The 22,259-nt window shown below is 67.2% G+C and carries 17 protein-coding genes; 4 read left to right on the forward strand and 13 right to left on the reverse strand.

Annotation, left to right across the window (positions count from 1 at the left end):
* Window positions 1–180 precede the first annotated feature (180 nt).
* Window positions 181–342, forward strand: coding sequence for a DUF2986 domain-containing protein (locus JLK41_RS24955; protein WP_134676584.1), 162 nt, complete (start codon window positions 181–183; stop codon window positions 340–342).
* Window positions 343–509: 167 nt separating this feature from the next.
* Here the strand turns inward: JLK41_RS24955 and JLK41_RS24960 are convergent, their stop codons facing one another.
* Complete coding sequence (locus tag JLK41_RS24960) at window positions 510–1,412, reverse strand: LysR family transcriptional regulator (protein ID WP_037057521.1); 903 nt, start codon at window positions 1,410–1,412, stop codon at window positions 510–512.
* 143 nt (window positions 1,413–1,555) lie between these two features.
* Between JLK41_RS24960 and JLK41_RS24965 the strand changes: the two genes are divergently transcribed.
* Window positions 1,556–2,944 carry an L-serine ammonia-lyase gene (locus JLK41_RS24965; protein WP_047588376.1) on the forward strand — a complete coding sequence of 463 codons (1,389 nt, stop codon included), beginning with the start codon at window positions 1,556–1,558 and terminating at the stop codon, window positions 2,942–2,944.
* A gap of 108 nt (window positions 2,945–3,052) precedes the next feature.
* Here the strand turns inward: JLK41_RS24965 and JLK41_RS24970 are convergent, their stop codons facing one another.
* Both JLK41_RS24970 and JLK41_RS24975 read right to left on the reverse strand, forming a co-directional pair.
* A complete protein-coding gene (locus JLK41_RS24970) occupies window positions 3,053–4,705 on the reverse strand; it encodes a BCCT family transporter (RefSeq protein WP_210390070.1) in 1,653 nt (550 codons plus the stop codon).
* A 182-nt stretch (window positions 4,706–4,887) separates the two neighbouring features.
* The gene (locus JLK41_RS24975) at window positions 4,888–6,555 is read right to left on the reverse strand and encodes a BCCT family transporter (RefSeq protein ID WP_210390071.1); all 1,668 of its coding nucleotides are present in this window, start codon (window positions 6,553–6,555) and stop codon (window positions 4,888–4,890) included.
* A gap of 283 nt (window positions 6,556–6,838) precedes the next feature.
* Between JLK41_RS24975 and cls the strand changes: the two genes are divergently transcribed.
* Window positions 6,839–8,284 carry a cardiolipin synthase gene (cls, locus tag JLK41_RS24980; RefSeq protein WP_134676588.1) on the forward strand — a complete coding sequence of 482 codons (1,446 nt, stop codon included), beginning with the start codon at window positions 6,839–6,841 and terminating at the stop codon, window positions 8,282–8,284.
* Between the two features lie 130 nt (window positions 8,285–8,414).
* Window positions 8,415–9,146 carry a substrate-binding periplasmic protein gene (locus tag JLK41_RS24985; RefSeq protein ID WP_037054660.1) on the forward strand — a complete coding sequence of 244 codons (732 nt, stop codon included), beginning with the start codon at window positions 8,415–8,417 and terminating at the stop codon, window positions 9,144–9,146.
* Between the two features lie 3 nt (window positions 9,147–9,149).
* Here JLK41_RS24985 and JLK41_RS24990 read toward each other — a convergent pair whose 3' ends face one another.
* From JLK41_RS24990 to JLK41_RS25035, 10 genes are all read right to left on the reverse strand, one after another.
* Window positions 9,150–9,662 carry a DUF3617 domain-containing protein gene (locus JLK41_RS24990; protein ID WP_134676589.1) on the reverse strand — a complete coding sequence of 171 codons (513 nt, stop codon included), beginning with the start codon at window positions 9,660–9,662 and terminating at the stop codon, window positions 9,150–9,152.
* A 139-nt stretch (window positions 9,663–9,801) separates the two neighbouring features.
* Window positions 9,802–10,209, reverse strand: coding sequence for a DUF1850 domain-containing protein (locus JLK41_RS24995; protein WP_037054664.1), 408 nt, complete (start codon window positions 10,207–10,209; stop codon window positions 9,802–9,804).
* Window positions 10,206–12,233: a TRAP transporter permease gene (locus JLK41_RS25000; protein WP_210390072.1), complete on the reverse strand. Its 2,028-nt coding sequence runs from the start codon at window positions 12,231–12,233 to the stop codon at window positions 10,206–10,208. Before JLK41_RS25000 ends, JLK41_RS24995 begins: the two co-directional genes overlap by 4 nt.
* Window positions 12,234–12,363: 130 nt before the next feature.
* On the reverse strand, window positions 12,364–13,317 hold the full coding sequence (locus JLK41_RS25005; protein ID WP_037054668.1) for a TAXI family TRAP transporter solute-binding subunit: 954 nt from the start codon (window positions 13,315–13,317) through the stop codon (window positions 12,364–12,366).
* 466 nt (window positions 13,318–13,783) lie between these two features.
* A complete protein-coding gene (locus tag JLK41_RS25010) occupies window positions 13,784–15,124 on the reverse strand; it encodes a sigma-54-dependent transcriptional regulator (protein WP_134676591.1) in 1,341 nt (446 codons plus the stop codon).
* A gap of 171 nt (window positions 15,125–15,295) precedes the next feature.
* Window positions 15,296–17,047 carry a sensor histidine kinase gene (locus JLK41_RS25015; RefSeq protein WP_150607255.1) on the reverse strand — a complete coding sequence of 584 codons (1,752 nt, stop codon included), beginning with the start codon at window positions 17,045–17,047 and terminating at the stop codon, window positions 15,296–15,298.
* 137 nt (window positions 17,048–17,184) lie between these two features.
* On the reverse strand, window positions 17,185–18,192 hold the full coding sequence (locus tag JLK41_RS25020; protein WP_037054673.1) for a FecCD family ABC transporter permease: 1,008 nt from the start codon (window positions 18,190–18,192) through the stop codon (window positions 17,185–17,187).
* The gene (locus tag JLK41_RS25025; protein ID WP_210390073.1) at window positions 18,189–19,181 is read right to left on the reverse strand and encodes an ABC transporter substrate-binding protein; all 993 of its coding nucleotides are present in this window, start codon (window positions 19,179–19,181) and stop codon (window positions 18,189–18,191) included. The genes JLK41_RS25020 and JLK41_RS25025 overlap by 4 nt, the downstream gene beginning before the upstream one ends.
* Window positions 19,181–19,948 carry an ABC transporter ATP-binding protein gene (locus JLK41_RS25030; protein WP_134676593.1) on the reverse strand — a complete coding sequence of 256 codons (768 nt, stop codon included), beginning with the start codon at window positions 19,946–19,948 and terminating at the stop codon, window positions 19,181–19,183. Before JLK41_RS25030 ends, JLK41_RS25025 begins: the two co-directional genes overlap by 1 nt.
* Window positions 19,948–22,056 carry a TonB-dependent receptor gene (locus tag JLK41_RS25035; RefSeq protein ID WP_210390074.1) on the reverse strand — a complete coding sequence of 703 codons (2,109 nt, stop codon included), beginning with the start codon at window positions 22,054–22,056 and terminating at the stop codon, window positions 19,948–19,950. The genes JLK41_RS25030 and JLK41_RS25035 overlap by 1 nt, the downstream gene beginning before the upstream one ends.
* Window positions 22,057–22,259: the final 203 nt, after the last annotated feature.

Below are 22,259 nucleotides of genomic sequence, written 5' to 3' on the forward strand. Positions count from 1 at the left end.
CTTATCCACCATCAGGCGAGCGGATAGCCAAGATATGGCCGGCAGAGCACCGTCTGCTCAACGCCGCAAAAGCATCGCGGCTGAAGCCGCTCCTACGGGGTCGGTGGCGCGAGCAAGTAGCCTGCACCCTACGGGCTCCGCGTGAGGATCATCCATTCAGGACAAAGCAGATACACACCCATGAATCGCCGCAAGAAGATCAAGCAACTACTCGAAGCCCACGCCAGGAAGGCCAACGCCAAGCTCGCGCCCAAGAGCAACAAACCCAAGTACATCAGCAAGGCCGACAGGGCGAAGCTGGCGGCTGAGGCCGCTCAAGAGAGCGTCACGCCCGCTGAGTAAGACGCAAACAGAGAACATCGCGGCTGAAGCCGCTCCTACAGGTCAGCCGCGTAGGGTGGATAACGCGAAGCTTATCCACCATCAGGCAGGCGGATGGCCAAGATATGGCTGGGCTCAACGCCGCAGAAGCATCGCGGCCAACGCCCCTCCCACAGGAGGCAGTGGAACTAACCCAGCACCTTGTCTGCCGTGTACACCGCCTCGTCGAGAAACGCGTTGACCGCCGGATGGTCGCGTTCGCCCTTGCGATAGGCGAGGAACACGCCGCGCTGGATGTCGGGCAGCAGGGGCACGGCGGTGACACCGGGCAGCGGGCGGACCAGGCGCAGGCCGGAGACGATGGAGATGGAGTTGCCGGAAGCAACCATCGCCGCGACCATCTCGAAACCGGCGCAGTGCGCATTGATGCGCGGCGCGAAGCCCGAACGGCGACACAGGTTGGTGATGAATTCGCCGAACGAGCTGCCGGTGGAGTCCAGCGCCCAGGCCTCTTCGCGCAGGTCGGCGATGGTCAGGCTGGCGTGCCTGGCCAGGGCGTGGTCGATGGGCAGCAGCACGTGCAGCAGGTCCTGGGTCAGCGGAATCAGCGCGTAGTGCTCGCGGTTCTCGTCCGGGGTCACGGCCAGGTCGTCGATCACCGCCACGTCGATCTGCCAGGCGCCCAGGGCACTGAGGCTTTCCTGCGGTTCCAGCTCCAGCACCACCACGTTCAACCGGGGATAGCTGCTGCGCAGGGCGCGCACGGTTTCCGCGATCACCGCCACGGAGATCGACGCGAAGGCCGCCACGCGCAGTTCGCCGGCCACTTCGCCGCGCAGCAGCGCCAGCTCCGAGCGGGCTTCGTCGAGCACCATGAGGATGCGCTCGGCATGCGCCACCAGACGCTCGCCGGCCGGCGTCAGCACGACGCCGCGCCCACGCCGCTCGATCAGCGCGACATCCACCTCGCGTTCGAGCAAGGCGACCTGTTGCGACACGGCCGACGGCGTCAGGTGCAACGACTCGGCAGCGGCCGCCATGGTGCGGCAACGGGCCAGTTCACGCAGGGTGCGCAGGCGGGTGATGTCCATGGCAGGATCTCAATAGTTAAGAGTTGCTAACGAATATATTAAAAATAAATCAGTATACATAATGATAAAGCCGTTCTTAGATAGAGTTGTCCACACGCGCGGAACCGGGCGCGTGTCCACTCACCCAGAAGAAGAACCTCGCCATGGCTATCAGCGTTTTCGACCTGTTCAAAGTCGGCATCGGCCCGTCCAGCTCCCACACCGTCGGCCCGATGCGCGCGGCCGCCCTGTTCACCCACGCCCTGGAGAACCACGGCCACATGCCGCAGGTGACCCGTGTCGTCGCCGAGCTGTACGGCTCGCTGGGCGCCACCGGCAAGGGCCACGGCAGTGACAAGGCAGTCCTGCTCGGCCTCAGCGGCCATGAGCCGGATACCGTCAATGTCGACCAGGTCCCCGAGTACATCGACACCATCCGCCGCGACAAGCGCATCGTCCTGGCCGGCAAGCACGCCGTAGCCTTCGACGAGAAGGCCGACCTGAAGATGTTCCGCAAGGCGCTACCGCTGCACGCCAACGGCCTGCGCTTCGCCGCCTTCGACGGCGCGGGCATCCAGGTGCACGAGGCCACCTACTACTCGGTGGGTGGCGGCTTCGTGGTCAGCGAGGCGATTCTCGCCGATGGCTCCAAGCACAAGGTCATCGCCCCGGACGCCACGGCCCTGCCACTGCCGTTTCGCAGCGGCGCCGACCTGCTGCGCCTGAGCCGCGAGCACGGCATCGGCATCGCCGAGGTGATGCGCCGCAACGAGCGCCACTGGCGCAGCGACGAAGAGACCGACGCCGGCCTGCTGGAAATCTGGAAGGTGATGCAGGCCTGCGTGGAGCGCGGCTGCCGCACCGAAGGCATCCTGCCGGGCGGCTTCAAGGTGCGCCGGCGCGCGGCGATCCTGGCGCGCAAGCTGGGCGGCTTCCAGCGCAGCTACATGGAAGATCCGCTGCGCATGCTCGACTGGGTCAACCTCTGGGCCCTGGCCGTGAACGAGGAGAACGCCGCCGGTGGCCGCGTGGTCACCGCGCCGACCAACGGCGCCGCCGGCATCATCCCGGCGGTGCTGCACTACTACGCCAACGCCATCTCCGGCGCCAGCGAACGCGGCATCATCGACTTCCTCCTCACCGCTGGCGCCATCGGCATCCTGTACAAGGAGAACGCCTCGATCAGCGGCGCCGAAGTGGGTTGCCAGGGTGAAGTCGGCGTGGCCTGTTCGATGGCGGCCGGCGCGCTGTGCGCGGTACTCGGCGGCACCCCGGAGCAGGTCGAGAACGCCGCCGAGATCGGCATGGAGCACCACCTGGGCCTGACCTGCGACCCGGTCGGCGGCCTGGTGCAGATTCCCTGCATCGAGCGCAACGCCATCGCCTCGGTGAAGGCGATCAACGCCGCGCGCATGGCGCTGTACGGCGACGGCGCGCACTACGTAAGCCTGGACAAGGTGATCAAGACCATGCGCGAGACCGGTGCCGACATGCTGACCAAGTACAAGGAAACCGCCCGTGGCGGCCTGGCGGTGAACATCATCGAATGCTGATGTTCGACCGCTAGACGCGAAAACGCCGCGAACTTGCAAAGGTTCGCGGCGTTTTCGTTGCTGCCGGGGGAAGCCCTCTCCCAGTATCGGAAGAGGGCCAGCGGCCGCTCAGCGCGGCTCGCTGCTCAGCCCCTTGATGATCGCCACGCAGCCGACCAGCAGCACCACGGTGAACGGCAGGCCGGTCGACACCGCCATCGCCTGCAGGGCCACCAGGCCACCGCCAAGCAGCAGCGCGACGGCCAGGGCGCCTTCCATGATCACCCAGAACATCTTCTGCGAGACCGGTGCGTTGATCTTGCCGCCAGCGGTGATGGTGTCGATCACCAGCGAGCCGGAGTCCGACGAGGTGATGAAGAACAGCACCACCAGGACGATCGCGGCGAACGAGCTGATGGCGCTGATCGGCAGCTGATCGAGCATGACGAACATCTTCAGCTCCAGGGCCGCCTGCTGCAGTTCGGTGAGGCCGCCGAGGGCCTGGTGCAGCGCGGTCCCGCCGAAGGTACTCATCCAGATCACCGACACCAGCGACGGCACCAGCAGCACGGCCGTGAGGAATTCGCGCACGGTGCGGCCACGGCTGACCCGCGCGATGAACATGCCCACGAACGGCGACCAGCTGATCCACCAGGCCCAGTAGAACGCCGTCCAGCCCTGGCTGAAGTTGGCGTCCTCGCGCCCGACCGGGTTGGACAGCGCCGGCAGGTACTGCAGGTAGGCAACCAGGTTGTCCAGCACGCCGGTCAGCAGCAGAGCGGTCGGCCCGGCGAGCAGCACGAACAGCAGCAGCGCCAGGGCCAGGCCCATGTTGATCTCCGACAGGCGCTTGACCCCCTTGTCCACGCCGGTCAGCACCGAGCACAGGGCGATCAGGGTGATCACCGTGATCAGCAACACCTTGGTGGTGGTATCGGCCGGCAGGCCGAACAGCGCGTGCAGGCCCGCAGTGGCCTGCTCGGCGCCCAGGCCCAGCGAGGTGACCAGGCCGAACAGGGTGGCGAACACCGCGAGGATGTCGATCAGGTGGCCCGGCCAGCCCCAGACGCGCTCACCGAGCAGCGGGAAGAAGATCGAGCGGAACGACAGCGGCAGGCCCTTGTTGAAGGCGAACAGGCCCAGCGCCAGGGCGACGATGGCATACACCGCCCAGGGGTGCAGGCCCCAGTGGAAGATGGTGGTGGCCATGCTCAGGCGCGCCGCCTCGGCGGAGTCGCCCGCAGCGGCACCCAGCGGCGCCCAGTCGGTGCGCACGCCGTTGGCGTCCACGCTGGTGCCGCCCAGGGCCGTGCCGTAGTGCGACATCGGCTCGGCCACGCCGTAGAACATCAGGCCGATGCCCATGCCGGCGGCGAACAGCATGGCGAACCAGGAGAAGTACGAGTAATCGGGGCGCGCCAGCGTACCGCCGAGGCGCACCTTGCCCAGCGGCGACACGATCAGCCCCAGGCACAGCAGCACGAAGATGTTGGCCGAGCCGATGAAGAACCACGACAGGTGCACCGTCAGCCAGTCACGCACGGCCTTGAACAGCGGCTCGATCTGGTCGTGCATGGCCAGCGCCAGCGCGACGAAGATGAATGCGGTCACCGCCGAGATCAGGAAGACCACGCCATGGATGTCGAGATTGACCAGGTAGCGGCCACGGATGTTGTCCTGGCCGACCACGTAGTCGGTGTCGATGAGGGTGACGGCACCACTCGGGGCGGGAATACCGTCTGCGGATGAGTCGTTGTTGCGGGGTACGGGGCCTTGGCTCAAGGGGCTGCTCCTTCTTTTTCTAGGGCGCGCGCAGGGACTGCGAATCGCGGAAGCCGACGCTAGCAGAAGGAAAAAGCGGCCTGCACCGCGGGAACGCCGCGGGTTTTCCCATTAACGACCCGTTACCCGGGAACGAAAAAGCGCGCCCGAAGGCGCGCTTTTGGCAACGGCGAGCAGCCTGCTCAGCGCGGCTCGCTCATCAGCCCCTTGACGATGGAGATGCAACCCACCAGCAGCACGATGGTGAACGGCAGGCCCGTCGACACGGCCATCGCCTGCAACGCCACCAGACCGCCACCGAGCAGCAGGGCGATGGCGATGACACCCTCGATGCTGGCCCAGAACACGCGCTGCGGTACCGGTGCGTTGACCTTGCCGCCGGCGGTGATGGTGTCGATCACCAGCGAGCCGGAGTCCGACGAGGTGATGAAGAACACCACCACCAGCACGATGCCGATGAACGAGGTGATGCCGGTCAGCGGCATCTCACCGAGCATGCTGAACAGCTTCAGCTCCAGGCCGGCATCCTGCGCACCGGTGAAACCGTCCACCAGCAGCTGATTGATGGCGGTGCCGCCGAAGGCGGTCATCCACAGCACCGACACCAGCGACGGCACCAGCAGCACGGCGATGAGGAACTCACGCACGCTTCGGCCACGGCTGACCCGCGCGATGAACATGCCCACGAACGGCGACCAGCTGATCCACCAGGCCCAGTAGAACGCCGTCCAGCCCTGGCTGAAGTTGGCGTCCTCGCGCCCGACCGGATTGGACAGCGCCGGCAGGTACTGCAGGTAGGCACCGAGGTTCTTGAAGAAGTCGGTGAAGATCACCAGGGTCGGCCCGGCGATGATGACGAACAGCAACAGGGCCATGGCCAGGGCCATGTTGATCTCCGACAGGCGCTTGACCCCCTTGTCCAGGCCGGCGACGACCGAGGCCAGGGCGATCATGGTGATGGCGATGATCAGCAGCACCTTGGTGGTGTCCGTGGCCGGAATGCCGAACAGGTACTCCACCCCGGCGGCCGCCTGCTCGGCACCCAGGCCCAGCGAAGTGACCAGGCCGAACAGGGTGGCGAACACCGCGAGGATGTCGACGATGTGCCCCGGCCAACCCCACACGCGCTCACCGAGGATCGGGTAGAAGATCGAACGGATCGACAGCGGCAGGCCCTTGTTGAACGAGAACAGCGCCAGGGCCAGGGCGACGATGGCGTAGATCGCCCAGGGGTGCAGGCCCCAGTGGAAGATGGTCGCGGCCATGCCCAGGCGCACCGCTTCCTCGGCGTTGCCTTCGGCCCCGCCCAGCGGTGCCCAGTCGGTGCGCACGCCGTCTTCACCCACGGTGATGCCGGCGATCGACGAGCTGTAGTGCGACATGGGTTCGGACACACCGTAGAACATCAGGCCGATGCCCATGCCGGCGGCGAACAGCATGGAGAACCAGCCCATGTAGGTGTAGTCGGGGGTCGCTTCCTTGCCGCCGATACGCACCTTGCCCAATGGCGAGACGATCAGCGCGAGGCAGAGCAGGACGAAGATGTTGGCGGCGCCGATGAAGAACCAGGCCATGTGGTGGGTGAGCCAGTCGCGCACGCCGCTGAACAGCGGTTCGATCTGGTTCTGCAGAGCCAGGGCCAGGATCACGAAAATCACCGCGACCAGCGCGGAAATGGTGAAGACCTTGCCATGGATGTCGAGGGCGAAGACGAACTGCCCTTTGATGTTGTCCTGACCGATGACGTAATCGGTGTCGATCAGGTTGGCTTCACCGGTCGGTGCCGGGATGCCCTCGTGGGTTTCCGCTGCGGGTGGCGGGGTCATGTCATGCGAAGGGACGTTTCCCATACGTGGCGTGCTCCTTGATGCGTTTGACTCGCTAGACGAGCGTGAACAGGACGGATGCCCTCCTCCAATTAAAGACGACCCACACTCGGGTCGAACGGGAAAGGGTAACACATGAATTCCGCTCACTCAGAATCCAAGACACGTGAAAGCCTCGAATAATTCCCCGGAAGCTGGCCATCTGCCTGGCACTGCCATTCCCTGGATGGCCATGGCAGGATGACCATCGAACGCTGCGTAACCCCCGTGGTCAGCTGCACACAGCCCGTGCAAAGGAAGACCCTGCATGCCTGCGGATTTCGGCATTCCCCACCTGTTCGCCTACCTGATCGCCAGCATCCACGCCCTCGGCATGCTGGCCGCGATCCATGCCGTGCTGACCGTACGTACCGCCCAGGGCGCCCTGGCCTGGGGACTGTCGCTGTTCTTCATGCCCTACCTGACGCTGCTGCCGTACCTGGTGTTCGGCCGCAGCCGCTTCGACGCCTACGTCAAGGCACGCCGCCAGGCCGACAGGGAAATGCACCTGGCCATGGCCGAGCAGGACTGGCGGCCCTGGGTCGAGGAAGCCAAGGCGGCGCACCTGTCGCCCGCCTATGCACGCCTGCGGGCTCTGCCGCGCCTGTCGCACCTGCCCGGCCTGACCGGCAACCGGGTGCAGTTGCTGATCGACGGCGAAGCCACCTTCGCGGCGATGCTCGATGCGCTGGCCGGCGCCCGGCAGGTGATCCTGCTGCAGTTCTTCATCATCCGCGACGACAGCCTCGGTCGCCGCCTGCATGACATCCTGCTCGAGCGCGCCGCAGCCGGGGTGCAGGTGCACGTGCTGTACGACGGCGTCGGCAGCCATGCGCTGTCCGGCGCCTTCATCGATCGGCTGCGCCGGGGTGGCGTCCAGGTGCACGCCTTCCCCACCCGCTCCGGCCTGTTCAATCGCTTCCAGCTGAACTTCCGCAACCACCGCAAGATCGTCGTGGTCGATGGCGAGATCGGCTTTCTCGGCGGCCTCAATGTCGGCGTCGAATACCTCGGGCAGAAGCCGCCGCTGGCGCCCTGGCGCGACACCCACGTGGAAGTGCGCGGGCCGGTGGTGGCCAGCCTGCAGGAGGCCTTCGCCGAAGACTGGTACTGGGCCTGCCAGAAGCTGCCGCCGCTGCTGATGCCGAGCAAGCAGGACGAACCCGGCGTGCTCTGCCAGGTGATCGCCAGCGGTCCGGCCGACGCCCAGGAAACCTGCTCGCTGATGTTCGTCGAGGCGATCCACGCCGCGCGCGAACGCGTGTGGCTGAGCAGCCCGTATTTCGTCCCCGACGAAGCCCTGTTCGCCGCCCTGCGCCTGGCCGTGATGCGCGGGGTGGACGTGCGCCTGCTGCTGCCGGCGCGCCCCGACCACCGTATCGTCTATGCCGCGTCCAGCCTGTACGCCTTCGAGGCGCTGCGCGCCGGGGTGCGCGTGTTGCGCTACCAGCCGGGCTTCCTGCACCAGAAGGCGCTGCTGATCGACCACGACGCCTGCGTGCTGGGCAGCGCCAACCTGGACAACCGCTCCTTCCGCCTGAATTTCGAGGCCAGCCTGCTGATAGTCGACGCAGGCTTCAACGCCGAGGTCGCTCAGATGCTGGAGGCGGATTTCAGCCGCTCGCGCGAGCTGGTCAATGCCGACCGCCGCAACCTGCACCGCCTGCAGCAACTGGGCATGCGCGTGGCGCGGCTGATCTCGCCCATCCTCTGAGAAGCCTGAAACCTGCCCGTTCACTGCTATATCGCGCACTTTCGCCACCCCGGGCGCCTGCCGGCGCGACTTTGAACAGGCCTCGCGGCACGACTATGGTTATGGAGTCTGCCGCCCTTGGCACTGCCCCATGAAGACGCGCCTCGCCCAGCTGTTCTGCCTCTGCCTACTCGCCCTGCCCTGCCTGGCGCAGGAGGTGATTCGTGTCGGCGTGGAACTGCAGCCCTACCAGCCCTATTCCGACGTGGAGAACGGCGAATACCGTGGCTATGCGCGCGACCTGCTGGATGCCTTTGCCGCCGAGCACGGCTACCGCTTCGTCTACGTGCCACTGCCGGTGAGGCGTCTGCTGGGGGATTTCCTCGGCGGGCGGGTCGACCTGAAGTTCCCCGACCACCCGCAGTGGAACGCCGACCAGAAGGCCGGCCACGCCATCCACTACAGCCGCCCGGCGGCGCCCTATGTCGACGGCATCCTGGTCAAGCCGCAGCAGCTCGGCCAGGGCGTGGCGCGTATCCGCCTGCTCGGCACGCAGAACGGTTTCACCCCCTGGCCGTACCTGACGGAGATCCACGCCGGACGTATCAAGCTGATCCAGGCCAACCAGATCGAGTCGCTGCTGCTCATGGCCATCAATGACCGGGTCGACGCGGTCTACCTCAACCCCCGCGTGGTGGCCCACCAGCTGCGCCTGATGGACCTGGCGGAGCAGGCGCTGGTGCTCGACCCGCAGCTGCCGCACGTGGAAGACCACTACTACCTGTCGAGCATCCGCTACCCGCAGGTGATCGAGGCCTTCAACCGCTTCCTGGAGGAGCGCAGCGAACAGGTCGAGGCCATTCGCCTGCGCCACGGCCTGTGAAATCTAGCGCTTGAGCACGGCACAGTCCGCGCCGACCCAGCGCGCCCGGCTCTCCATGCTGCTCGGCTGGCCGTTGTAGGTACCGCTGACCTGGGTGGTGAATTCCTTGTCGCTGACGAAGCGCGTCTCCCCTTCGCCCTGGGCATCCGGGCAGGTGAAGCGAAACTTCCACAGCGTCGCGCTGCGTTCGAGGACCTCGTTGCGGCAACCGGACTCGGGGTCGTGCAGGGGAATGTCCTGGGCCTTGATCTGCTCGGCGGTGAGGCACATCTGCACACCACCCGCGCCGAGCCTGATGCCCTGTTCGGCCAGCATGTTCTCCATCATCTGGCGCTGCTCCGGCGGCAGGTTCTGCAACTGCGCCAGCATCTCCTCCATCGCCGGCATGGCCTGGCCGCCGACCTGCATGTTGTGCGAGCTGACCTCCCAGACGCCGGGCTGGATATCCAGCGCGCTGGCCAGGGTCGGTGACAGGCAGAGGGCGAACGGCAGGGCGAAGCGAAAGACAGGGTGCATGACGGGTCTCCTCGAACGGGGCATTGCTCAAGCGTAGCCGCAGACGAACAAAACCCCCACCGGCTTGCACCGCATGGGGGTTTCCTTCTTTTTCAGCCGGCACTTGTGGCGCCGGGAGCATGGGTCCGCTCGGGCGAACCTAGCCTGCGTCAGGCGCAGGGGAGCTCAGCTCGCAGCTCCAGAGTTCCAACGCCGGCTGGCTCGCTTTTGGCGGGCCGAGCCAGTCGCTCATCGGGCGACAACGCTGGTCGATACACAGTTGGTAATCCCCGGCTTCGGGCGTACGCCCGACTCGCAGGGGTTGCAAAGGCGGTAGCTGACGCTGGTAGTGCCAGCTGCCATTGCGCAGTTCGGCGCCATCGGGAATTTCCATCCCGGCGCCGGAACCCTTGACCCGCGCCTCGCCGAGGAGCAGGCCCTCGGCGGTGACGCGGTAATCCTCTTCCCAGCGGATCTTCTCGATGGTGTGGGTCCAGGCCAGGGTGAACTCGGCGGTGGGCAGCTCCGCCCACACCGCCCCGGCCAGTCCCAGACAGAGACCGATCACGCCGCCGCCACCTCGGCGCGACGCGCGCGCCAGAAGTGCTGGCCGATGAACAGCGCGCTGAGGGCGAAGCCCAGCTCATCGCTGATCGGCGTGGCGAGAATCAGGCTGGTGCCCGCCGCCAGGCCCAGGATGCGCTCCCACCAGCTCAGCTTGGCCTGCAGGAAGCCGGTGAACACCACGCCCCAGATGCCGATGGCCAGCGCGGCCTTGAACACCACGTAGAAGGTGGCCAGCAGGCTGTCGCCCTGCAGCATCAGCGCCGGCGAGTAGACCGCCATGTACGGCACGACGAAGCCGGCGATGGCGATGCGCACCGCCCACAGGCTGATCTTCAGGCCACGCTCCTTGGCGATCGGCGCGGCCGCGAAGCAGGCCAGCGCCACCGGCGGCGTGAGGTCAGCCATGATGCCGAAGTAGAAGACGAACATGTGCGAGACGATCAGCGGTACGCCGAGGTCGAGCAGCGCCGGGGCGGCGATCGAGCTGGTGATGATGTAGTTGGGGATGGTCGGAATGCCCATGCCCAGCACCAGGCAGGTGAGCATGGTCAGCACCAGCGACAGGAACAGGTTGTCCTGGCCGATGGCGAGGATGTAGCCGGCGAAGGTCGACGCCACGCCGGTCAGCGACACCACGCCGATGATCACCCCGACCAGGGCGCAGGCGATACCGACCGGCACCGCATGGCGAGCGCCCTCGACCAGCGCGTGCAGGCACAGGGTCAGGGTGTCGCGACCGCCCTTGACGAACCAGCACACCGCCACCAGCACGGCGATGACGCCGAACACCACGCCGATCCCCAGCTGGAAGAAGCCGGCGCAGAGCACGCCCAGGGCGATCCAGAAGGCGAAGCGCATGATCTTGGACGACACCTGCAGGATGATCGCCGAGCCGAGGATGACCATGGCGGTCAGCGCCAGGCCGACGGTACCGGAGAACAGCGGCGTGCGCCCGGAGAACAGCAGGTAGATGAGGATGGACAGCGGGATCAGCAGGAACCAGCGCTCACGTACGGACTTCCACGGGTTCGGGCATTCGTCCTTGGGCAGACCGCGCAGGTTGGCACGCTTGGCCTCCAGGTGAACCATCCAGAACACCGAGCCGAAGTACAGCAGCGCCGGGATCAGCGCGGCCTTGGCCACCTCGAAGAACGGCACGTTGATGGTCTCGGCCATGATGAAGGCCACGGCGCCCATGATCGGCGGCATGATCTGGCTGCCCATCGACGAGGTGGCCTCGACACCACCGGCGAAGGCCGGGCGGTAGCCGAAGCGCTTCATCAGCGGGATGGTGAACTGGCCGGTGGTGACCACGTTGGCCACGCCGGAACCGGTGATGGTGCCCATCAGCGCGGACGACACCACCGAGACCTTGGCCGGGCCGCCGACCTTGTGACCGAACAGGCCCATGGCGAAGTCGGTGAACAGCTTGATCATCCCGGCCTGCTCGAGGAAGGCGCCGAACAGGATGAACAGGAAGATGTAGGTGGCCGAGACGTAGGTCGGCGTGCCGTACAGGCCTTCGGTGCCGAACGACAGCTGGTTGACCAGCTGATCGATGCCATAGCCGCGGTGCACCAGGTCGCCCGGCAGGTACTGGCCGAGCATGCCGTAGGCCAGGAACAGCGCGCAGATGATCGGCAGGGCGATGCCCATGACCCGGCGCGCGGCTTCGAACACCAGCACCACCAGGGTCAGGCCGATGACCATGTCGGCGCTGGTCAGGTCACCCGAACGCTGGATCAGGTCCGCCTCGAAGTACCACTGGTAGATGGCCGTGGCCATGCCGGCCAGGCCCAGCAGCCAGGCCAGCGGCTGCCACGGACGGCCCTTGCCCAGCGCCGGGTAGCTGATGAACACCAGCAGCAGCAGGAAGCCCACGTGCACCGCACGCAGCACCTGGGTCGACACCGGGTGGAACGCCGCCGTGACGATCTGGAAGATGGAAAACAGCAGCGCGACGGCGAAGAGCGCCTTCGGCCAGTCGGACGGACTGGCGGACAGGCCGTTGTTCTGTTCACTCATGGAGTGCAAACCTCATGACTACTTCGATACGGGGCAGAGTCGCCAACAAAACCCACCGTCCATGAACGCCGGTTTTATTCGCGATTCTGTAGCAGGAGCCACGGCGCGCGCGCCGTGGCCCAGGCCGTGATTACAGCGCGCCGACTTCTTTGTAGTAGCGCTCGGCACCCGGATGCAGCGGGATCGGCAGGTTCTTGGTAGCGGTTTCCAGCTTGATGTCCTTGGCCGCGGAGTGGGCGGTGCCCAGGCGGTCGAGGTTGTCGAACATCAGTTTGGTCATCTGGTAGGCCACGTCATCGGAGACGCCTTCGTGGCTGACCAGGATGTTGGTGATGGCTACGGTGGGCACGTCAGCGTCCTGACCGTCGTAGGTGCCGGCCGGGATGGTGGCGGCCTGGTAGGCAGCGTTGTCGATCTTCGCGGTCACGTCGGCCGGGATGGAGACGAAGCTGATCTTCATGGTCGAGGCCAGGTCGCGGATGGCGGCCATGCCCAGACCGGACGACTGCAGGGTGGCGTCCAGCTGGCGGTTCTTGATCAGCTCGACCGACTCGGCGTACGGCAGGAATTCAACCTTGCCCATGTCCTCGTAGCTCAGGCCGGCGGCCTTGAAGATGGCGCGGGCGTTCAGCTCGGTGCCGGACTTCGGCGCACCGACGGAGATGCGCTTGCCCTTGAGATCTTCCAGGCTCTTGATGCCGGATTCGGCGTTGGCCACGATCTGGATGTAGTTCGGGTAGGTGCCGGCGATGGCCCGCAGCTTCTTCAGCGGCGCCTTGAAGCCCGCGTCTTCCACGCCGTTCCAGGCATCGGCTACCGAGTCACCGAGAGCGAAGGCCAGTTCGCCACGACCCGCCTGCAGCAGGTTGAGGTTTTCCACTGAGGCCTTGGTCGCCTGGACCGAGGTCTTGGAGCCTTCGATGCCATTGGTGTACAGCTGCGACAGGGCGACGCCGATCGGGTAGTACACGCCACTGGTACCGCCTGTGAGCACGTTGATGAAGGTCGGCGCAGCGAGCACGGCGGTGCTGGCAGTGATGGCCGCGGCAGCGGCGAACAGGCTGATTTTCTTGGTCAGTCGCATGGAAGTATCTCCGTCGTTGTTATGGCTTTATGCAGAGTTTCACTCTAGACGACGCCGGCCTGGCGTCATCGGCGGTGCGCGATCAGCAGCGCAGGGTGCAGCGTTGGACAAGAGCCGCGGCGAGCGCGGTGCAGAGGCGGCCCATGCTGAACAGCGCGTGCAGCAGGGTACGGGGGGCGTGGCAGTTCATGGGCTGACCTCTTGTCGTTGTTATGGTCGCCACGTCGGCAGGATGCGGCGCGGCTGCCATGGCTATAGCAGATGCCGTGCCAGGGCGCGAAAGGCCCGAGGTAGAGGGGTTCTATCCAGCGACCAGACGGTCACTGAGCGAGAAACCGCCGACACCTGTGACGGCGTCGGCAGAAATCCGCTTATCGCATGAGCCTGGATGAAAGACCCGCCCGGATCAGGTTGTTTCCACGGCTTGCCCCGGGCCAGGCGGCCAGCCACATCGCCAGCGCCGCTGTCATTCCTCGCCGCCGGGCAGGTAGTCGCCGCGCGACAGACCGTGGCGCTGCATTTTCTCGTTGAGGGTGCGCCGCGGCAGCTGCAGCATCTCCATCACCGCCGTGATGTTGCCCTGGCAGTGCAGCAGCGCGTTGTGCAGGCATTGCGCCTCGAAGGCCTCCATCTGCTGCGCCAGCGCCTGGCCGGCGAAACGCTCCGCCGGGGGCGGGCTGGACAGGCCCAGGGCATGGCGCTCGGCGGCGTTGATCAGCTCGCGCACGTTGCCCGGCCAGTCATGCCCGAGCAGACGCGCCAGCTCGCTGGGCGCCAGCGGCGGCGCCTCGCGGCCATGCCGACGGGCCGCCTCCTGGGCGAAATGCTCGAACAGCAGCGGGATGTCCTCGCGCCGTTCGCGCAGCGGCGGGATATGCAGGGTGGCCACGTTGAGGCGGTACACCAGGTCCTCGCGGAAGCGGCCTGCCCTGACCTCGTCGAGCAGGTCCGGCTTGGCCGCGCTGATCACCCGCAGGTCGACCTGGATGCTCTTGTTCGAGCCCAGGCGTTCCAGGGTCTTTTCCTGCAGCACGCGCAGCAGCTTGACCTGCTGCGCCAGCGGCAGGCTCTCCACCTCGTCGAGGAACAGGGTGCCGCCGTCGGCATGCTCGATGCGACCGATGCGCTTGGCCTGCGCGCCGGTGAAGGCGCCGCTCTCATGGCCGAACAGTTCGCTCTCGAAGATGGTCTCGGGGATCGCCGCGCAGTTCAGCGCAGCGAAGGCCTTGCCGGCGCGCGGGCTGAAATCGTGCAGGCAGCGCGCCACGCGCTCCTTGCCGCTGCCGGTTTCACCACGGATCAGCACGTTGACCGAGGTGCCAGCCAGCTCGAGGATCTGCCGGCGCAGGTTTTCCATCGAGCGCGACATGCCGATCAGCTGGCTCTCGATGCGCCCCTTGTCGGCGACCTGCTGGCGCAGCTGGCGGTTCTCGCAGACCAGCCGGCGCTTGTCCAGGGCACGCCGCACGCTGTCGAGCAGGCGTTCGGGGGTGAAGGGTTTCTCGATGAAGTCATAGGCACCCTGGCGCAACGCCTGCACCGCCATCGGCACATCGCCATGGCCGGTGACCAGGATCACCGGCAGGTCGGTGTCCACCTGCAGCAGCCTGTCGAGCAGTTGCAGGCCGTCACTGCCGGGCATGCGCACGTCGCTGACGACGATACCGGGAAAGTCACGGTCGACCAGGGCCAGGGCCTCGGCCGCGCTGGCACAGGTGCGCACCGTGAAGCCGGACAGCTCCAGCCACTGCTGGACCGCCTCGCGAATCGCCGCTTCGTCGTCGACCACTATGACCTGAGCGCTCATGACACCTCCTGAGGAAAACGGCAGGCAGTGTAGCCCGGAAGCGATCTCCTGAGACCACCCGCAGCGTCAGGAGAAGAACCCGCAGGAGCGGCGTTGGCCAGCGGCCGTTCGCGGCTGAAGCCGCTCCTACGAGGGCTCGGCGCAGGGTGAATGACGCCTCACCCACAGGTATCAGGGTGCGCTCGGCAGCTTCAGGGTGAACACCGCGCCGCGCTCGCCGTTGTGCGCCTCGAGCATGCCGCCGAGGTCGCGGACGATACCGTAGGACACCGCCAGCCCGAGCCCCAGGCCCTGGCCCACCGGCTTGGTGGTGAAGAAGGGTTCGAAGACTCGGCCGAGGGCCTCTTCGGCGATACCGCCGCCACTGTCCTCGACGCTCAGCACACAGGCGGCGCCGTCACGGAAGATGCGTACCAGGAGGATGCGCGAATCGCTGTCGAGCATGGCGTCGAGGGCGTTGTGCAGCAGGTTGAGTATCACCTGCTCGATGCGGATGGCGTCCCCGAGCACTTCGGCCTCGCTGTCGACCTGGGTGCGCAGCTCCACCTGCTCGCTGCGCATGCGCGGCGCCAGCAGTTGCAGGGCCTGCTCCAGCACGTCGCCGAGGCACAGGCGCTCGCTGAGACCGGCCGGCGTCTTGCGCGCGAAGGTCTTCAGGTGACCGGTCAGCGCGGCCATGCGCTGCAACAGGCCATCGATGCGTTGCAGGCCCTCGTGCACCGCCTCCGGCCGGCCACTGTCGAGCAACAGGCGCAGGCTGCCGAGCTGCATCTGCAGGGCGGTCAGCGGCTGGTTGATCTCGTGCGCCAGGGCGGCCGACATCTGCCCCAGTGCGGCCATCTTGGCGGCATGCACCAGGCCGTCCTGGGCTTCGCGCAGCTCGGCGGTGCGCAGCGCCACCTCACGTTCCAGGCGCTCGCGGATACCGGCCTGCAGGCGCTGGTTCTTGCGCCGCTGGGCGAGGAACAGCAGGAGGAAGGCCAGCGTCATCCACACCCCGGCGGCGGCCAGGCGGTAGCTGCGGATGCTGTCGGCCAGCCCGGCCGGCTCGCTGAGCAGGTGCAGGGTCCAGCCCTCGTCGGGCATGACCAGGCGTTGCCAGAGGTAATCGTGATTGCCATCGGGGCCGTCGACACGCGCCCAGTCGGCCTCGTCGTCGATACGTCGGTACACCCGATGCGTCAGCGGTTGCAGCGCCTGCTCGGCATAGCGGCGTACCTCCACCAGCTCGGCGCGCGCCTGCTCGTCCAGCGGCTGCAACGCGCGGAAGCGCCAGGCCGGCTTGTTGCTGAGGATCACCACCTGGTAGCCATCGGCGACCAGCAGCACGCCGGGCTGCCCGACCCACTCGCGCTGCAGGTCCTCCAGCTCCAGCTTGACCACCAGCACGCCGAGCAGCTCGCCGTCGTCGCCGCGCACCACATGGGACAGGAAGTAGCCGGGAATCCCGGTGGTCACGCCCACCGCGAAGTAACGCGCGCCGCCGTTGCGCACGGCGTTCTGGAAATAGGGACGGAAGGCGTAGTTGTTGCCGACGAAGCTGCTCCAGTCGCGCCAGTTGCTGGCGACCAGGGTTTCCCCACGGGCATCGAGCAGGTACAGCACGGTGGAGCCGGCAGCGGCGTTCAGGCGCTCCAGCCGCTGATTCAGCGCCAGGCGCAACTGGCGGTCGTGGGGCGCGCGCAACAGGCTGCGGATGTCGCTGTCCAGCGCCAGCACTTCGGGCACCGAGCTGAAGCGCTCGACCAGCGTGCGGATGGACTGGGCATACAGCTGCAGCTGACCACGGGCTTCGGCGCTGCGCTCGTCCCAGGCACGTCGTTCGGCGTAGCGCCCGCCCAGCCAGACGCTCAGCAGCAGGCCGACGAGAATCGCCAGAACGGTGAACAGAACACGGTAGCGATGGCGCTGCGGCAAAGGCATGGGACGGCTCGCGGGATCGACACGCGGGCCATTTTACTGCATCGGGCCTGCAGATCGGCGCACGTCCTGGGCAGATCGTGGCGCCCGTCGACGTGCGGCGGGCAGGGTCGTCCTTCCTGGGCGGATGACGTGGCTGACTAGCGGCGCCTGAGCAGGGCCACGAAGAACACCCCGCCGATGGCCGCGGTGACGATGCCGATGGGCAGGTCCTGCGGCGCCAGCCAGGTGCGCGCGGCGACATCGACCCAGACCAGGAACAGCGCGCCGAGCAGTGCCGCCACCGGCAGCACGCGGCGGTGCTCGGCACCGACCAGGAAACGCGCCACATGCGGCAGCATCAGCCCGACGAAACCGATGGCACCGGACAGCGACACCAGCACGCCGGTAAGCAGGGACGCCACCACGAACACCAGCAGGCGTACACGGCGCGGCTCCAGGCCCAGGCTCACCGCGCTCTGCTCGCCGGCCATCAGGCCGTTCAGCGCGCGGGCCAGCCCCAGCAGCACCAGCAACGCCAGGGCCAGGCACAGCGTCGGCAGCCAGAGCAGCTCCCAGCGCGCCAGGCCAAGGCCGCCGAGCATCCAGAACAGCACCGAGCTGGCCGCGTGCGGGTTGCCCAGGTAGAGCAGCAGGTTGCTCGCCGCCATCATCACGAAGGACACCGCCACCCCCGCCAGCAGCAGGCGGTCGCTGTGCAGGCGACCGCCCCGATTGGCGATCAGCAGCACCAGCAGCATGCTCGCCAGCGCGCCGACGAAGGCGGCCAGCGGCAGGCTCAGGACGCCGGCGAATTCACCCAGGTAGAGCACCACCACCACCGCACCGAACGCCGCTCCCGAGCTGACCCCGAGCAGATGCGGGTCGGCCAGCGGGTTGCGGGTGACCGCCTGCAGCACGGTGCCGACCAGGGCCAGCCCGGCGCCGACCAGCGCGCCGAGCAGGACTCGCGGCGCGCGTAGCTGCCAGACGATGCTGTCCTGGCCGACGCTGATCGCCTGCTCGGGCTGGATGCCGAACAGGTGCCGGCCGAGAATCGCCAGCACACGCTCGAGCGGCACCTGCGCCGACCCGAACGCCAGCGACACGGCGCACGACAGCAGCAACAGCAGCGCCAGCACGAGCAGCAACAGGCGCAGGCGCGTCACGGTGCGAAGGCCTCGGGATGCAGCGCGGCGGCCAGGGTCTCGATGGCGGCGGCGTTGTCCAGGCTCGGCGTCACCGCCAGGTAGGGCAGCACCACGAAGTGCTGCTGGCGGATCGCGCTGACGCCCTGCAGCGCCGGATGCTGCATGAGGAAGTCGCGCTTCTGCGCCGCGCTGCGCTCGCCATAGTCGACGATCAGGATCCATTGCGGGTCCTGCTCGACCACGGCCTCCCAGCCGACCTGCATCCAGTTGCCGGCGACCCCGTCCATCACGTTGCGCCCGCCAGCGGCGTCGATCAGCGACTGCGGCATGCCCAGTCGCCCGGCGCTGAAAGGTACGTCCTCGCCGCTGTCGTAGACGAACACGCGCGGCCGTTGCGGCTGCTCGCCGAGGCGCGCCTGCACCGCCGCCACCCGCGTCTGCATGCCCTGCACCAGCCCCTCGGCACGCGCCTCGACGGCGAAGATGCGGCCGAGGTTGCGCAGGTCGCCGTAGACGTCATCGAGGCTGGCAACGCGATTGGGCATGACATGCGCGCAGGACTCGCTCAGCTCGTACACCGGGATGCCGAAGCGCGCCAGGCTGGCCGGGGTCACTTCGCCACCGACGCGCATGCCGTAGTTCCAGCCGGCGAAGAAGAAGTCGGCGTCGGCATCCAGCAGGTTTTCCAGCGAGGGGTAGCGCGGCGCCAGCTCGGGCAGGTCATCCAGATCGGCCTGCAGTTCGGGCGCCGGCGTCTTCCAGGCGCTGACGCCGCTGTAGCCGACCATGCGCGCCTTCAACCCCAGCTCCAGGAGCATGGCGGTCAGGCTGATGTCATGGCTGACCGCGCGTTGCGGCGGACGCTCGATGGTCACCTGGCGGTCGCAGCTGGTCACGGTGACGGCCCAGCTCGGGCTGCTGGCCAGCAGCAGCCCTGCAGCCGCTGCCACGAGGAACGAAACACGGCGACATGGAAGGCGCCTTGGCGTCGAGGTGAGGCGTGTCATCAGAGTATCCAGGTAATGCGCGGGTAACCCGCCAGTGGATGGGTATCGACCAGGGCCTGCACGCCGAATACCTGCTGCAGCAGTTCGGCGGTGAGCACCTCGGCCGGCGTTCCGACCGCCAGCAGGCGCCCGCGGTCGAGCACGCAGAGACGGTCGCAGAAGGCCGCCGCCAGGTTGAGGTCGTGAAAGCTGGCCAGGGTCGCCAGCCCCAGCGCCTTGATCTGCCGCAGCAGCTCCAGCTGGTAGCGTGGGTCGAGGTGGTTGGTCGGCTCGTCGAGGATCAGCAGCTGCGGTTGCTGCACCAGGGCCCGCGCCAGCAGCGCGCGCTGCTTCTCGCCGCCGGACAGGCAGGCGAACGGCTGCTGCGCCAGCTCGCCGAGACCAACCCGCGCCAGCGCCTCGCTGACCAGGCGCTGGTCCTCGGCATCGTCGCTGTCGAACAGCCCCTTGTGCGGCGTGCGCCCCATGGCCGCGACCTCATGCACGCGCAGGCCGAAGTCCTGCGGGAACTCCTGCAGCACCACCGCCACACGCTGCGCACACCAGCGCGGCGAGCGCTGCCACAGCGCCTCGCCATCCAGCTCGACGCGGCCGGCGCTGGGCCGCTGGAAGCGATAGGCGCAGCGCAATAGGCTGGTCTTGCCGCTGCCGTTGGGGCCGAGCAGACCAAGCAGCTCGCCGTCAGCGACGTCGAGGTCGATGTCGTCGAGCAGCGGTTGCTGCCCGTTGGGCGACCAGGCCAGCTGGCGAATACGCAGGCGTTGCATCAGAAGCTGTAATCCGCGGTGACGAAGAACGAGCGCGGCGCACCCAGGTACCACTGCTGCCCCGCGCTGCTGGCGGTGGTGGCGTACTGGCGGTCGAACAGGTTGTTCAGTTCCAGGCCCAGGCGCACGTCCGGCAGCGCCTGCCAGGCGATGTTGGCGTCGACCACGGTGTAGCCGGGTACCTCGATCTGGTTGGCGGCGTCGGCGTAGCGGGCATCGACATAACGCGCGCCGACACCGATATCCAGGCCAGGCCCCAGCGCCTTGTTCAACCACAGGTTGGCGGTGCGCCGGGGTACGTTGCTCGGACGATTGCCGCTGCGCTCGCCACCGCCTTCGACGAAGTCGTCGTACTCGGCACGGACGAAGGCCGCGTTGGCCGATACCTGCCAGCCGCGCCCCAGCGCCAGCTCCAGGCTGGCCTCGAGGCCGTCGGCAGACTGCTGGCCGACCTGCTCGGTGGGCGAGCTGGGGGTCTCGCGGCTGAGCAGCTTCTTCTTGACGATATGGTAGGCGGCCAGCGTCCACTCGCCCTGACCGTTCCAGAACGCCTGCTTGAGGCCGACCTCGGTCTGCCTGGCCCGGCTCAGGTCGAACTGTTGCTGGCTGGGGCTGAGCGTGAGCAGGTTGTTCACCCCTTCGGTGCTGGTGGCATGCTGGCCGTACAGCGACAGCTCCGGGGTCAGGGCGAACACCAGGCCGGCGCGCCAGTTGCCGCCGCTCAGGCTGCGGTCGACGCGGCTGTCGCCGAGCAGGTCGTCGCGCTGGATATGCACCTGGTCGCGGCGCACGCCGGTCACCAGCGACAGGCGCTCGCTCAGTTGCGTGCGGTTCTCGGCGAACAGCGAGAACTGCCGGGCCAGGTTGCGTTCGCGCGGGCCGTAGCCCTGCGGATCGTCGCTCTGGTAGCGGCCACCGCCAGAACCCGCCAGCGGCACGCTGTCGCTGAAGCTGCTGGCAAAGTCATGCTGACGGGCGAAGTGGATGCGGTTGTAGTCCACGCCCACCACGGTGCGACTGTCGAGACCGAACAGTGAGTGGTCCAGGGTGAAGCTCTGACGGTCGCCGACCTGTTCCTGGGTGTGCTTGATCTCGTAGAAGTCACTGCGCAGCACCAGGTCGCCGGGCTGCCAGCGGTAGGACTCGGCATTGCGCCAGTAGCGCTGGGTCTTGATGTAGTAGAGCTGGTTGCTCGCCGTCAGCGCATCGTTGATGCGCCAGTCGGTCACCAGGCGGGTGATCTGGTCGTTGTAGCGGACCTCGGCGTCGCCGACGTTGTAGTTGTGCTCGCGCAGGCTCTCGCGGTAATGGCCGTTGACCAGCGGGGTGCCGAAGTAGCGCTCGGGGTCCTGGTCGCCATGGTCGTGGGACAGGGTGAAGCTCAGCTCGTCACTCGCCTCCCAGCGCAGCGCGGCGCTGAACGCCAGGCTCTTCGAGTCGCCCCGGTCCACCCAGCCGTTGCTGGCCTGCTGATTGACGTTGAAGCGATAGCTCAGCGCGTCGCTCAGCGAGCCACCGCTGTCCAGCGCCATCTGCCGCCGGTCGTCGCTGCCGTAACCCAGGCGCAGCTGATTGTGGATCGGACCGGCGAAGGGTTTCTTCGGCACCACGTTGATCACCGCGCCGGTGGCGCCCTCGCCGTACAGCACCGAAGCCGGGCCGCGCAGCACATCGATACGCTGCACGGACCAGGTGTCCACCGGGAAGGTCACGGTGCCGGCTCCGACGTACTGGCGCGTGCCGTCGTACAGCTGCATGGTCGCGGAATGGCCGGTGAAGCCACGCGCCGACAGCGCGGTACCGCCGTTACCCGGCGTGCCGATGCTGCTGATGCCCGGCGTGCGGGTCACCGCATCCTGCACGCTGCGGTTGTTGCGCCCGCGCACCTCGGCGCCGCTCAGGCTGGTGGTGCTGGCCGGCGTCTGCAGAGCCGACAGCTCGAGCCGCGAACCGGCGCTGGTGGGCGTATTCAGGTCGGTTTCGCCCTCCTCGGCGGCCTTGGCCTGGATGGTCAGCCCGGGCAGGTCGACGGGGTCTTCGCTGGCCACGGCCAGGCCGGCAAACGCCAGGGCGAGTGGCACGGAGCAATACAACAGGGAGTGAGACACGGCAGAACGTCCAGGATTGCGCAGGGAAACCGGCCCGGCAGGGACCCGCGCCACCGGCTCGACAGCAGGTGTCGACGCGGATGAAGCAGACCCGAAAGGCATAATGTTATTGTTATAACATAACAATATGCTGTTTCGCAGCCGCTCGCCCGGGCCAGCCGGCCGGCGCAGGAAGTCCTGAGAAAAAAGGTCGTTGAAGCGGA

The sequence above is a fragment of the Ectopseudomonas khazarica genome, assembly GCF_017915135.1.
Taxonomy (GTDB): Bacteria; Pseudomonadota; Gammaproteobacteria; order Pseudomonadales; family Pseudomonadaceae; genus Aquipseudomonas; species Aquipseudomonas khazarica.